The sequence below is a fragment of the Tenacibaculum sp. FZY0031 genome, from assembly GCF_036350695.1.
In the GTDB taxonomy this organism is placed as follows: Bacteria; Bacteroidota; Bacteroidia; order Flavobacteriales; family Flavobacteriaceae; genus Polaribacter.
In genome coordinates, this window is record NZ_JAZDVY010000007.1 from 46,991 (window position 1) to 61,806 (window position 14,816).

Annotated in this window: 8 protein-coding genes; all 8 read right to left on the minus strand. The window is 31.1% G+C overall.

Annotation, left to right across the window (positions count from 1 at the left end):
- Positions 1–57: 57 nt before the first annotated feature.
- Positions 58–1,617, minus strand: coding sequence for an NAD(P)-binding domain-containing protein (locus V1T75_RS10920; protein WP_330488578.1), 1,560 nt, complete (start codon positions 1,615–1,617; stop codon positions 58–60).
- A gap of 89 nt (positions 1,618–1,706) precedes the next feature.
- Positions 1,707–2,663 carry an LLM class flavin-dependent oxidoreductase gene (locus V1T75_RS10925; RefSeq protein WP_330488579.1) on the minus strand — a complete coding sequence of 319 codons (957 nt, stop codon included), beginning with the start codon at positions 2,661–2,663 and terminating at the stop codon, positions 1,707–1,709.
- Between the two features lie 34 nt (positions 2,664–2,697).
- A complete protein-coding gene (locus V1T75_RS10930) occupies positions 2,698–3,486 on the minus strand; it encodes an aspartate/glutamate racemase family protein (protein WP_330488580.1) in 789 nt (262 codons plus the stop codon).
- A complete protein-coding gene (locus tag V1T75_RS10935) occupies positions 3,486–4,829 on the minus strand; it encodes a serine hydrolase domain-containing protein (RefSeq protein WP_330488581.1) in 1,344 nt (447 codons plus the stop codon). Before V1T75_RS10935 ends, V1T75_RS10930 begins: the two co-directional genes overlap by 1 nt.
- 58 nt (positions 4,830–4,887) lie before the next feature.
- Entirely contained in the window at positions 4,888–5,859 is a 972-nt protein-coding gene (locus V1T75_RS10940; RefSeq protein WP_330488582.1) for a 2,3-diaminopropionate biosynthesis protein SbnB, read from the minus strand.
- Positions 5,860–5,885: 26 nt separating this feature from the next.
- Positions 5,886–6,845 carry a 2,3-diaminopropionate biosynthesis protein SbnA gene (gene sbnA / locus V1T75_RS10945; protein ID WP_330488583.1) on the minus strand — a complete coding sequence of 320 codons (960 nt, stop codon included), beginning with the start codon at positions 6,843–6,845 and terminating at the stop codon, positions 5,886–5,888.
- Between the two features lie 341 nt (positions 6,846–7,186).
- A complete protein-coding gene (locus V1T75_RS10950) occupies positions 7,187–8,347 on the minus strand; it encodes a dipeptidase (protein ID WP_330488584.1) in 1,161 nt (386 codons plus the stop codon).
- 14 nt (positions 8,348–8,361) lie between these two features.
- Positions 8,362–14,814: an amino acid adenylation domain-containing protein gene (locus V1T75_RS10955; protein WP_330488585.1), complete on the minus strand. Its 6,453-nt coding sequence runs from the start codon at positions 14,812–14,814 to the stop codon at positions 8,362–8,364.
- Positions 14,815–14,816: the final 2 nt, after the last annotated feature.

The window sequence follows — 14,816 nt, forward strand, 5'->3', positions numbered from 1 at the left end:
CACTATGAATCAATAACTTATTATTTTACTATTAGGAAGAGCTTTTTAGATAATTACTTAAACAGGAACAACTGAAAGTTTCTGCTTTACTTTTTTAATGAATTTTTTAAGAGGATCTATATGAATTGATTCTTTCCAAACCGCTTCTAAGTCTTCTATAATATGAAACTCTTCCATTAATTCATCTCCTTTGTAGTAACGAATTATTGGATGGATAAAAGCACTGTTTTGAGCGTTTTCATAATCGTTTCGATGTACACGATTTACCGAAGTATGTTCACCTGTTTCAATTTTTTTCCCAAACTCCATGGTTAAAATAAAGTAGTCATCTGTATCTTTTACAAACTTCTCCTTAATATAATCTACAGGTAAACTATTATAATAAAGCAACTTATCATCTTTAATTAAAACTAAATCCCCAAGATATCCGTATTGATTCCATAACGAAGAATTAGAATTGATACGATCTATTATTTCTTCTCCAATTACATCAACATTCCATTCAATTTCTGATGATAATAAAGAGGCATCGTGATTCTTATAGGCTAATATTCTGGCTAAACAGGCTGCATTGTACCTAAACCCATGTACAAATCCTGAAGCTTGTTTTTTATAGTCTCGCATATGCGTAATTGTTCCTGCATAATACAGTCCTTCTATATTGGTAGATTGGTAATCGCTTTCTTGGTTAGGAAAACGATTTTTAATTGTTAATTCAGGTTTACAACTTTCATCAAAAATAGAATCATCAAACCTAAATCCTGTACAAAGGATAATAGAGTCGTATACTAACTCTTCTTCTTCAGATGCATTGTTATTGTAAGTAATGCTTACCTTGTATTGGTTTCCTTCTTTTACTATTTTATTTATACTTGCATCTAATACAGCATTTTGAGCTTTTAATTGATACGTATCTAAGAAATTGTTGTTAACAGCTCTTAAGTTACCTACATAATGTGAGTTCCAAGCCATTACTAAACTATTTTCACTACACACATGAGTAGTAGCTGTCGTTGCTATTAAATCATCTGCTGTCTCAAAAGCAGAATTGCCTTTTCCTATGATTAAAACTTTTTTGTTTTCATACGCTTTTTTGTCTAGAGACATAGTCATATAGTGTTCTCCATGATTTATCCCCGGAATCTCTGGAATGTATGGTTTTACCCATCCTGTAGCGACTATTAAATGATTACAGGTGTACACCTCTCCTGTTGAGGTAGCCAAGGTAAATACCTCTTCTTTTTTAATATTTTGAATCTCTACTCCATAATCAATTGGTAATGCATATGCTTTCGCAAAGTCGTTGAGATAATCGACAAATAAATCTGCATTTGGAAAATACTCTTTACTATACTCTTTGAATAATAATTCATCTTTATCACATAGTAACGAGTTCCAATCAAATCTTAAGTCCAAGTTTTTATCTTCAAAACCTGTATGAACTTTGTTTATAGAGATTAATGTTCTATGTCTAGGGTAATCTTTAAAATAAGACCCTGCAACGTTATTTTTTTCTACTAGTAAAAAATCTAGGTTATATTTTTGAAAAAAATACCCTAATTGCAATCCAGCTGGACCTGCACCAATGATTATATAATCTTTGTGTTTAGTTTTCATATTAATTTGCTTTATAGGTTATAAAAAAGTTTTACGCACAATAAGCTATTATGAGGCGAGTACCCCCTATCAATTATGCTCGTGCCAACTTATGAGTGGTTACTTTTTTTTAAAAAAGAGAGTAGTTCTAATGTTTTATTAGGAGAGGTTTTTGGAGATAGTATTCCTACAATTTCATTTACGCCAATTGAGCTTACTTGTTTAAGAAAATCTGAGCTAGACTTCTTTGTCGCCACTAGTGAATTTGCATATGTTAAATATTTTTTTTCTTTTTCTAAATCAATATTACAAACTGTTTTATAAAAAGAATTAACATAATCTAAGTATGTTATTAATTCTGTACTCTCAGCCGCTTTTAATTTTTCTTCTTTGTCTATTAAATAAGCTGGTAATATTAATGAAACTATACCTTGAGTGTGATCTTGATTTCCATAAGCTTTTCTATAAGCATTAATTTTTTCTGCTAAGCTTTCAACGGTTTCTTCTAAACAGTAAACAAGTATATTGGCTTTCATAGCTCCAGCCATTTTATACATTAGTTCATTATTATTTTTTATAGAAACCCACAATGGTAATTCTTTTTGAATTGGTTTAGGAAATGTTTTTAGCTCTACATCTATTTCCGCTCCATTCTTCCGAACAACACTCCCCCCTTGCCACAGCGTACGAACAGCTTTAATCTTTTCTTCTATTCTTTTTGCTGCTTCATCAATAGTGCATGAATCGATAGATAAACCAACTCTTCCTTTTGAAGTATTATCAATTACTGACCACTCTTCTGTAATTCTTAAAGGGTCTTGATTCCCTGCAATAGAACTTTCTCCTCTTAAACCTATTTTAGAAGTAATCATAGATAATGCTGCGTTTATAACAGAAGGATTGCTATTAGAAGAGTTCATCGCATGTGCTTCAATATCTACTGTCCAAAAAAAATCTAATTCATTACTATCTGCTTTCTGTACAGTTTTAATTACATTATCATACCCATTAACATCAGTGTAATTCTTTAATAATGGATAAAAAGTTCCTATTCTAGAGCTCATCATTTTTTCTTGTTTTTATATTGTGGTTAGGAGTTAATTACAATGTGTGTAATGTTCTTACTTCATTATTTTTTGTATGAACAATGGAAGCTTCTTGTACCAGAGCTCTCGCCAATGACATTGTTGAATCTATAACTTTAATTCCTGAGGTATTTTCAGAAAACACCAGAGATAATTCAGTACAACCAAGAATAATTGCCTCAACATTATTTTTATAAAAAAAATCTAATGTTTTGTTTTTTAATTGTTTTACTTCCTTTGTTCTGATATTAGGGCTGGCCTTTATTCCAAAATCTACGTCATATATCATTTTATGAATCACGTTATCTTGGAATTCAAAATTTGGCAGAATAACTTCGTAACCTCTTTCTTTTAAAGCACTTTCATAAATCTTTGACTTATAAGTTCCGTTGGTAGAAATTACACCTACTCTTTTAACTTCAGGGTATGTTTTACCTAAAATATCACAAGTAATTTGCGGCATGTGTAATAGCTTTAATGTACTTCTTCTTTTATTTAAGTCTTTTTTAATTTCATCGAATATTACACTCGAATGAGCTGTATTACATGCTATACCGATAATTGTAGCCCCTGCGCTTTCTAGTTTTCTAACAACTTTAGATATCTGAAATGCTGGATTTACTCTTATTTTCCCTTCTAGAAAAGCTGTTCTATCAACTATGTGTTTTGGGAATGACATCAATACCATAGAAAGGTGCTCTTGATCTTTCGTTACTGGAGTCAAACTATTAATGTAGTTACATAACATTATACCAGATTCTGGTCCCATTCCTCCAACAATCCCAATTACTTGTTCCCCAATCATTATTTAGTTAACCAACGTGAATACAAAAAATCAAGATTAGGGTCTGGATATGTAGTCGTATATTTATCTGCTATATACTTGGCAATTTCATACTCCCTATCTTTTAAATAATATACTAAGTCAATAATATCATTGGAAGTAAATACCTTTTCTTTTTCATTAAAAATTTTAGTTAACTTTTTCTTAGTTTCTTTCGCTCCTTTTGTTCTGTACAAACTAAAAATCTCATTTGCTTTATTAGGACTTTGATTTGTATACACTATTCCTTTATAATACTCAGAAATTTGGCTCTTAATCGTCAATTCATTAATTGCTACTCCTAACATTTCCGCTCTATCTGAATTTGCAAAAAAGACAAAACCGCAATCTTTAGTTAGTGAATAACATGCCAATCCTTTGAACCCATTGTTATTTCCCCCTTGAAGTAATAATGTATCGTTACTCGTATATAAAATTTCGAATCCTGGCCCATAAAACAACTCCCGATCATTTCTCATTCTAGTGGTTGGACTTAACATGCGCTCTTTTGTTAGGTTTTTTTTCACAAATAGCTGACTCATTAACATTGCATAATCATGAGCATTTGAATGAATTCTTCCTGCTAAATCTGGTTTTTTATTTCTTCCTTTATTTATAACCTCTCCAAATACATTATGTGGCTTTGCGTAATTTATATTTCCGTCTCCAACTGCAGTTGTATAAGTTCTTTTAAGTCCTAATGGCTTATACACGTAGTTTTTCATAAGATCTTCTATTGATTCTTCTTCAACAAGTTCTTTAATTACATTAGCTAGAAATGTATACCCTTCTCCTGAATACACAAATTTTTCTCCTGGGTTAGCTACAATTTCTAATACCTCTGGATCGTTTTTTCCTTGGTGGTTTTCTATTCCTGAATTATGACTTAAAACCATTCTTGCCGTTATCTTTTTATAACGTTCATCGTGTTCTAAAGGTTTGTATTTATAATATTCATATAAGGGCTTATCTAAAGCTAACAATCCTAAATCAACCATTCTATAGGCTGCATAAACTGTGAAACTCTTAGATAATGAACACGCTTCAAAAATTGTTTCTTTATTTATTTTTTCTCCTCTTTCTTCAAGAGATTTTTCTCCAAACGCATTGTAATAAACTTCTTGCCCTTTATTTATAACTGCTAAAGAAAGTCCTGCTATACCAACCTCTTTCATTAAACGCTTTATTTCACCTTCTAAAGTGTTGATGTTTACTTTTTCATTATCAACAATAAAATAAGGTTTTGCTTTTTGAGCTTGAGTACATACAATAGTCAAAAATGTAACCAATATTGTTAATACAATTCTTTTGTTAAAATTTCTCATCTGAATTTCGTTTTTAATTTATCTTAAGTATTTTATTAAACCTATTAGTTACTTTATATTAGTTTAAAAATATCCCTACCTTGTTTTTCATAGCTCTTCTAACATAGTTTTGTGATATGGCAATATCAAATGCAGCCATCCCCATAGGATTAAACATTACTGCTTGGTTTTCTTCTAATGTTAAAAAGATGTTTTCACTTACTAGGTCTAGAATAGATTTTGTATCTTCTTTTTGTAAGCCTTTTTCTAGGTGAAAATTTTCAATATCTGTATTCTCTCTACAAATTTCCTCCCAGTTATCTACAATAATTGCTTTTGCAAACCACTCATAAGTTTCTGCTTTATAATCTCTTAATGAAATATTTAAATGCAAAGAACCAGGTTTAGGCTGCTTGTTAATGTAAGTTGCTTTAGACACTGTACAAGTCATAAAAATATCTGCATCTAAATATGCTTCTTCCCATGAGTCTACAACCACTATTTTAGCTTTAAGTTCTTCATTATTTATGAGTTCAGTATTGACACCTTTCAAATCAAAAATTCTAATTTCTTCACACTTATCTTTTAAAAGACTGTAACACATATCTAAATGATATTGTCCAATAGGTCCAAAACCTATAATTCCCACTTTTACACTCTTCGGATTCTTCGCTTCTAAATAATGTTTTGTTATCATTCCACTTACAGAAGCTGTTCTTATTGCTGAGACAGAACCGCTGTTTAAAATTCCTGAAGGCACCCCTGTATCAGCATCGTTTAAAATTACCACACTATGAGCTCTAGGTAATCCATTCTTTATATTTTGGGGAAAACTTGAAATCCATTTTATTCCTGCTTTATTAATTTCTCCTCCTACAAATGCAGGCATGGCTATTATTCTATTTGTTTTTTCTTTATACCGTAAATAAGGCTTAATAGGTTGTGCATAATCATCATTAATCATACATTCAACAGATTTTTTAATTGTTTCAATATTTTCTTCCCAATTGAATCCTAATTCTTTTATGTGACCTTCATTTAAATAAACCATTGTTCTTTCTTTTGTTTTATATAAAATTACATTGTTCCTTTTTTTAACTTTTCAAACCATTCATCACTATAAATTGTACTGTTATAGCGATCTCCTCTGTCTGCCATAATACACATTACATTTACAGGAGAAGTAATGTTTTTATTACTGAAATATTTTTTTATCCCGGCATATACGGAGCCAGATGATCCTCCAGAATAAATATTATAATTCTCTAAAAGTTCTCTACTGCTTGTTACTGTTTCAACTTCATTAACCCAAACTACTTCATCTATCATTGCTCTTTTTAAGATTTCTGGCTTCATACTTGACCCAATACCTGGTATATATCTTTTTTGTGGAGGACTATCAAACACTACTGATCCATAAATATCAACTGCAATCACTTTGGCTTTAGGAAAGTGCTTTTTTATCCTAGTTGAAACTCCCGTTATTGTTCCTCCCGAGCTAACCCCCATAAAAAGATAATCAATACCATCAGGAGCTTCTTCACACATTTCTTTTCCCAAAGAATAATAGTACGCTTCAGCATTGAGTGGATTTCCATATTGATTCACCCAATACATATTTTCTTTCTCTTTTAAAATTTGTTTGATCTTTTTTATTCTATTTAATAAGTATCCTCCATGTGCATCAGGAGTATCTATCTTTATAATCTCTGCTCCGTTTAACTCTATTAACATCTCGTTAATGGGGAGAGTGTTTTTATCGATTACACAAATAAATTTTAAATTGTGAAATTTCGCATAAGCAGATAAGGCTACACCAAAATTACCTGAAGAAGACTCTATAAGTGTCGTTTCTCTATTAATAATCCCAGTACTTAAAATCTTATCAATAACATATGATGCCGCTCGATCTTTTACACTTCCAGTAGGATTGTAAAATTCTAATTTCATACAAATGTTGATGAGATTATTTGCTTCTAATTCAATGGACATCATAGGAGTTTGACCTACTTTCTCCAAGATATTTGTTAGCACCATATAGTGACTTTTTTAGGTTAATGTAGTGGACAGGTATTCGGGCATTCTTATTAAAGAATGTTCTTAATTGTACTTTTCTGCTCTTGTAGCAGTTGTTATCTTTTTTACACTATTTTTTATCTAAAGATTTTTAAAGACTAATCTTTAAAACATTGTTGTTCGGCTACAGTAAATAGCTCCTTTTATAAATCTCTTTAAATAATTTAATATGCAGTTTTGCTTGCTAAAGCCTGGAGGTATTATGTAAAAGTAACTTCTCAGTTATTTTTATCTAATACATTTATTAATTTGTACTTATATGTATTAACCTGTAGTAGAAATACTGTAATAAAGCTATTAACTTACAAGTTCTTTAATAGGAATTTTTTTAAGTTACCTCCCATTATCATTTCAATTTCTTTTTCTGTAAAATTTTGTTGTAACATTTCATCTACCAAATACGAATAACCTGTAACGTCTATCGGAGTTGTTACTGAACCATCAAAATCAGATCCTAATGAAAGGCACTCTACTCCTATAAGCTCTTTTACATACTTCATTGTTTTTACTATGCCCTTTATTTCGGTATCCCCTATTGCTTCAGAAAAAAAAGCTATCCCTATTAAAGCTTCTTTTTTTGCTAAAGATTTTAATTGTTCATCAGATAAGTTTCTGTATGATTCCTTAACTCCATCCACTCCTGTATGAGAACTTACAATCGGGCCTTTATACAGTTTTAAAATATCACGTATCATTTTATCAGAAGTATGTGCGATGTCTAAAATCATGTTTCGCTTCTCCATTTCTTTTAAAACCTGTTTTCCAAATTCGGTTATTCCTCCTTTTTCAATTCCATGTGCCGAACCGCCTAATTTATTGTCAAAAAAATGAGACACTCCAAACATTCTCACCCCCGAATTATATAGTTTAGACACGTTTTCTATCTTTCCTTCGAGGCAATGTCCTCCTTCGATACCTATTAAGCCTCCGATGGTCTTTTTATCTTTTTTTCTCTTATTTAATAAATTGACCAAATCTTTTTTTTCTCTAAGAATAATGAAGTTTTTATCATATGCATCAGCATAGCTTTTTAGCTTATTGCATTGATACACTGCCCTATTAAACAAACTAAACCAATTAGTAACAGGTTTCCCTTGTAAAATAGATAACAATGTTATGTTATCAAAAGTATTACCGTCGGTACTCTCAAAATTATGGCCTTTTGGTGATTTTGTTACAATTGTAAATGCCTGAAAAGCAACATTGTTCTCACTCATTCTATGAAAATCTACATGACCTCTTTTACTTTTTTTTGATAAATCTCTATCCCATAATAGAGCATCGCTATGTAAATCTCCTACAAAATCTAGTTTTCCATACAATTCTTTAGCTTCATTTGACAACTCAGCTACATTCCAAGTTGTCTTATTTTGTGATGTATCTAAGAATGATGGGGCTATTAATACTGTTACAAAATAGGCTAACAATAATACAACTGAGGCTATCATTATTTTCTTTTTCATGTTTCCTTATTTTTCTATTCAAATAAGACCTTTAAATCTTCATTATCTAAATAAGCTGCTTCAAAATCTGAAGATGTAAAGTGAATGTCTTCCTCATTTTTAAGGTAATTAAGTACTTCAAGTATATTTGCTTTGAAACTGTTAACTATCTTTTCCGTTACATACTGTGTTTCTTCATTGTGGATATAATGTGCCTGTATTTTTAAAGTATTATTAAGTACTATAAGGTTAAACTCTAACAATGCACTTGTTTCATTTTCTGGATCAGATTCTACACCTAAATATTCATTTACTATTGAGAAGACATCATTTGAAGTCTCATTTGAAAACTCTCCTAAATAATTAAATAAAATATTATTCTTTGTTTTTTCTTTACTCAGTTGGTTATTTAAGTATTTTAAAATTCCATAATGCATCCCCCCATCTGGTAAGCTTTTTATAAGGTCTTTCGTATCTTTTATAGATTCTTTTATTGAAGGGTTCCTTTCAAAACACAGGGGAAACAATGAGGTAAACCATCCTATTGTTCTCGAGGTATTTACAGCTTCTAAGTCTCTTCCATGTCCTTCCAACTCTATTGTTACCTTATTCGTTTTATATTCTTCTGTCAAGGTTTTTGTCAATGCTACAATTAATAGTATCTCAGCATTCGTATTGAAAACAGTGTTTGCTTCTTTCAGCAAAAATGAAGTATCCTCTTTTGATAATTCGGCCGTTATTATTTTTTGCTCCCTTACTTTATTTTGAATTATTTCAGTTGGATATATAGTAAAGTCATTCTGTTTTATTTCTTTCCAAAAATGAATTTCTTGCTCAGATAATTGTCTTGATAACTCTTTTATCTCATTCTGATAAGTTATTAATGATGCCGATTTTTTTGGTAGTCTTAAATCAGCTCCTTCTTTAACAGCTTTATATGTTTGGTAAATGTCGTTTAACAAAATTCTCCAAGAGACTCCATCTACAATTAAATGATGAGCGGTTATAAATAAATAATCTACTGCTTCAATTGTTATTATTGCTACTTTTAGTAGGGTACTGTTTATTTTCATCGAACTTTTAACAGATACCAGTACTTTAGGTATTTCTTCTTTTATCAGGTCTGCAAACTTTCCTTTTAGTTCGAAATTCTCTAATTCGAAAGGTAAATTTTCATTTCGCTCTCTATAGTAAAGAGTTTGTGCTTTTTCATTGTAGCTTAAACGAAGTGTATCATGATAATTAAATAATTCTATAAATGTTTTTGATATAAGTTCTTCTTCTATCTTATCTTCCCATCTTAATAAGACTGATTGAGTATAAAAGTTAGGATTTTGCAATTTTCTATCAAAAAACCAATGTTGAATAGGGTTCTTTTCTACTAACTTTCCTGTTAACTCTTCTTCAGTATCAGCCTCTTTTATAATCTCAACATAATTCATCAACTGTTGTATATTAGGATAGGTAAGTATGTCTTTAGCATTAACTTTTATATTCTTTTCATACAACCTAGAGGCTATTTGTATTGCTTTAATAGAATCTCCTCCTTCTTCATAAAAATTATTTGTTATTCCTATTCTAGAATTCCCTAATATTTCTTTCCATGCTTCCACTAATAGTTCCGCTACCTTTGAAGTTGGTGCTATCGATTCTTTATTGGAAGCTTGAATTGGATTGGGCAATTGATTATATGCTATCTTACCATTTATAGTAAGAGGAATTTCGTCTATTACTATAATTTGTTTCGGAACCATATAATCTGGAAGCTGTTTTCTAAGTTCTAATTTGATCTCCTCTTGAACTTTTTCTACCTCTTCTTGATTACTTAATGTAAGATAAACCCATAACGGTTTTTCTTTTTTATAAACAGCTACTACATTTTTAACGTTCTTATTTGTGTATACTACCTTTTCTATTTCTCCGAGCTCTACTCGATGACCATTAATTTTAACCTGATCATCTAATCGCCCTAAATATTCAAGATTACCATCTAACTTTCTTTTTACCAAATCACCTGAACGATACATTAATTGCTCTGGTATGAATGGATTGGGAATAAATTTTTCCTTTGTTAGTTCTTCTCTATTTAAATAGCCTTCTGATACCCCATCTCCAGATATATATAACTCGCCTGCTATCCCTAAAGGAACAGGTTTTTGGTACGTATCTAATACATAAACTTGAGTATTCGCAATTGCTCTTCCTATTGGAACATTATTGCTTTTATCTACCAAAGGGTTATATTCGTGTACTACACAACCAATTGTAGTTTCAGTAGGACCGTATTCGTTAAATAGTCGAATCTTACCTTCAAAAAAGTCCATAATATCACTAGCTAACAGAGAATCTAAAGCCTCTCCACCTACAATTAATGTTTTTAATTTGCTTTGGGTTCTTTCTTTCTTCAATAAAAAAGAATCTTTAATCATCTTTAAATGTGAAGGGGTCGCTTTTAATACTGTTACTTGGTTGTCTGCTAAAACACTTTCTATCAAAAACTTTTCATCTGTTTCTTGATAAATTTTTAACGTGCTTCCTGAAATAAGTGGTAAAAATATTGATGTTAACGTAAGGTCAAAAGCAATAGAGGTATATAGAGGAAATGTTGAATTTTCATTAATGTTATAGGCCTTTGTTGCCCATTCTAAATAATTCATTAACGAACTATGTGCTACCTTTACTCCTTTAGGTTTTCCTGTAGATCCAGAGGTGTAAATCATATAAGCTAAGTGATTAGCTCCTTCAATAGCATTCATTCCAACATCGTTAACTCGTTCTAACAAAACCACCTCTCTCTCTTCTATGCGTATAGGCTTCCAGCCTTCTGTAATGTATGAGTTTTTACTTATAGTTTCTGTAACCAATGCTATTTCTGCTCCACAATCTTCAACTATAAACTGAATTCTATCCTCAGGATAATTTGCTTCAATAGGAATGAAGCATCCTTCTGCTTTTAATACTGCTAAAACAGACACTACAAAGTCTATGTGTTTTTCGAAAATAATGGCTACAGGAACGTTTCTTTTTACTCCTTTCTCTTGAAGTTTCTTCGCTAATAAGCTTGATTTTCTCTCTAAATCAGCGTACGATAACTCAGTGTTTTTATTCACTGAAACTGCTACTGAATTTAGATGTTTTTTTGCCTTAAAACTTATAAGCTCATGTACTTTTAACGATGTATATTCTTCTGCTTTTTTATTCCTAAAAAAATAATTTTCCATCGTCTCTTCAGAAACTAATGTCAAATCAGCAATTGATCTATTTGGGTTGGTTACTACTTGATGTATCAACTGTTTATAATGTTCTGCAAAAGCGATGATACTTTCTCTTTTAAACAATGCTTTTGCAAACTCAATATAATATTCCATTTTCTCAGGCATCTCAATAATTTCTAAAGTCAAATCAAACTTTGCAATACCTGAGTCAAAGAAATAAGACGTTGTTTTTAAACCATCCGTTTCCAGTATTGGAATGTCCATATTTTGATATACAAACATTGTATTAAAAAAAGGACTACCACTAGGGTCATTCTTAATGTTTAAATCTTTTATAAGCTCACTAAAAGGATAGCTTTGGTTTGTTAAATCATTAAGAACATTCTTTTTTATTTGTTGAAGGTACTCTGTAAATGGTATTTCTCCTACTGGAAAATTACGAAGTACTAAATTATTTACGAACATTCCTAGTAGTCCTTGTAATTGATAATGTCCGCGTCCTGAAACAGGTACTCCTACAACAACCTCTTCTGACCTAATATATTTTGACAGCGTAATTGTATAAGCTGCCAACAGCACTACATATAAAGACACATTCTGCTTATGAGCTACAGCTTTGAGTTCATCTGTCAACTCTTGGTTTATACTAAAAGAATATTTTTCTCCTTCATAGTTAAAAATACTTGGTCTTTTAAAATCTGTGGGAAGCTCTGATTTAGATAAGTCTCCACCTAATCTTTCTAACCAATATTTTTGCTGTGCACTCCCTTTTTTTGTTGCTACGAAATTACTTCTCCATGCTGCATAATCTTTATACTGAATTTCTAGTGCATCAACAGATTTACCTTGATACACGGTATACACTTCTTTGAGTAATAAACTCATTGAAATACCATCTATAATTATATGTGGTGCATCTATGAATAGAACATGTTTGTTTTTAGACTCTTTTAACAATTCTATTCGAAATAAAGGCGCTTGATGTAAATCAAATGGAATTACCCTATTTTTCAATTCCGAATCAAGATTCTTACTTTCTATTTCTGTTACCTTTAAGGTTAGGTCTATCGAATCAACATATGCCTGATAAGGTTTTTGGTTTTTAAGCGTAAAATGTGTTCTTAGTACTTGATGTCTTGCAACAACCTCATTAAAAGCCATTGCTAACTTTCCAACATCTAAACGCCCATTAAAACAAATTGCCAAAGGCACATTGTAAGCTGTTGCTTCTGGATTTAACTGCCAAAAATAATAGAGCCTTTCTTGCATTGAGGTAAGTGAGTACCCCACTTCTTTTCCTTGTATTGGAATTGCCTGATAAGTAGTTTTACTCTTATTATTTTCTAATAGTTCTGCTATGTCTTTAACCGTTTGCTTCTCATACAATTGATCATAACCTAATTCTATATCAAATTCTTTTTGAATAATATTTAAAACCTGAGCTCCTTTTAGTGAGTTTCCTCCTACCTCAAAAAATTTATCAGAAATTCCAAAATTCCTATGGCCTAGCACTGTTTGCCATGCCTTAATTATTTTACTTTCTACAGGAGTTTTTGGTACATCATGATTTTCATTTTCACTTAAGGTTTTATAATGCTCATTAATAATTCTTAAAACATCATCAAACTCTGAATTGCTATAACGCTCAATCAATTTATAACGCTGTACTTTTCCACTAGTAGTTTTAGGAATTTCTTTTACTGGTATGATATCATCAGGTTCAAAGCCAAACACAAAATTAATTTTCTTCTTTACAGCTATAAGAGTATCGATAAATTTTTCAGGGGACTTTTTGAAATAAACAAAAACAATGGTTTTATTTTCTCCTTTTGAGTTAACATGGCCTGCTACAACTACTTTTCCTAGTTCTATATCTAAAATACCATCTAAAATTTTCTCTAAGTCATGGGCATAATAATTTTGTCCATTAATAAAAATTACATCTTTTAGTCTTCCACTAACAAAAAGATCTTCTTCATAAAAGAACCCCATATCACCTGTGCTCAACCAACCATCTTTACCTATGGTTTTATGAGTGGCTATTTCATTTCCATAATATTCAGCAGTAACGTTGTTTCCTTCTATTTGAATTTCACCAATTATTCCTTCTTCCACCGGAACTTTATTTGAATCTACAATCCTAACACGGCATCCTTTTATAGGTTTTCCTACATTAACTAATGATAGAGATTTATCTTTATTTATAACATGAACACGGTCTCCCATTCCTAGATATTTCCTATCAACTTCAATAGACTTCACATTTTCTATTGGGTTTGAAAATGTAACAGCTAAACTAGCTTCTGCTAATCCATATACTGGAAAAATAACATTACTTCGAAGTCCGTAATTAGAAAATACATTATAAAACTCATTACATAAATCAGCAGAAATAGGTTCGGCTCCATTAACAATTATACGCAAACTTGATAAATCAAGATTTTTAATACTGTCTTTTTTAAATCGTCTTATGAGGTAACTATAACCAAAATTAGGAGAAGCAGAGAATGTTATTCTGTGTTCTGAAATTTTTTCCAACCATAAGAGTGGACGTCTAATAAACAGACTTGTTGACATTATATAATGATTCCACCCAGCTAAAAAAGGGGTTAAATGAAACCCTATAAGTCCCATATCGTGCGTTAAAGGCATCCATGAGAAAAACAAATCGCCATCTGAAGGAGCATTAATCCCATCTAGTATCCCTCTGATGTTTGTTATTAAATTCTTATGAGTTAAAGTAACCCCTTTAGGGTTTCCTGTAGAACCTGATGAAAACTGTATATACGCTATATCATCTTCTTTTACATCTGCAGCAATGGCTTCTTTTTCAACCGAGAAGAGTTCTTCAATAAATAACGTATTTTCTTTTATTCTTAAAAATAGCTCTTCTGTTTTAGATACAACTGCTTCCTTTGCTATTCGAGATAAATACTGTGGTGAAACTATCAAGTGTGGTTTCTTTAATAACCCCCACACTTTAAAAAGTTTATGAAAATGATCTGCTGTTCTTCCTTGTGCTAGTGGCACAGGAATTATTCCTCCTAATAAACAAGCCCAAAATACTATGATAAAAGTTTCGTTATCTTCTATTTGAAACACTAACTCTTCTTTCGGCTGAATCCCCTTACTTTGTAAAAAAGCTAAAACCTTGTTTGCTTTTTCTCGCAATTCTTTTCCTTTAAAAAAAGTTTCCTTATCACTTCCTTCAATAAAAGTAAGTAAAAGGTTATCGTTTTTTTGGTTATTTAAAACATCTATAAGAGTATTCATTC

What these genes read in the sequence shown, in the direction of transcription:
- V1T75_RS10920 (WP_330488578.1), bottom strand. Translation starts at nt 1,617, where the DNA reads ATGAAAACTAAACACAAAGATTATATAATCATTGGTGCAGGTCCAGCT.
- V1T75_RS10925 (WP_330488579.1), bottom strand. Translation starts at nt 2,663, where the DNA reads ATGATGAGCTCTAGAATAGGAACTTTTTATCCATTATTAAAGAATTAC.
- V1T75_RS10930 (WP_330488580.1), bottom strand. Translation starts at nt 3,486, where the DNA reads ATGATTGGGGAACAAGTAATTGGGATTGTTGGAGGAATGGGACCAGAA.
- V1T75_RS10935 (WP_330488581.1), bottom strand. Translation starts at nt 4,829, where the DNA reads ATGAGAAATTTTAACAAAAGAATTGTATTAACAATATTGGTTACATTT.
- V1T75_RS10940 (WP_330488582.1), bottom strand. Translation starts at nt 5,859, where the DNA reads ATGGTTTATTTAAATGAAGGTCACATAAAAGAATTAGGATTCAATTGG.
- sbnA (WP_330488583.1), bottom strand. Translation starts at nt 6,845, where the DNA reads ATGGTGCTAACAAATATCTTGGAGAAAGTAGGTCAAACTCCTATGATG.
- V1T75_RS10950 (WP_330488584.1), bottom strand. Translation starts at nt 8,347, where the DNA reads ATGAAAAAGAAAATAATGATAGCCTCAGTTGTATTATTGTTAGCCTAT.
- V1T75_RS10955 (WP_330488585.1), bottom strand. Translation starts at nt 14,814, where the DNA reads ATGAATACTCTTATAGATGTTTTAAATAACCAAAAAAACGATAACCTT.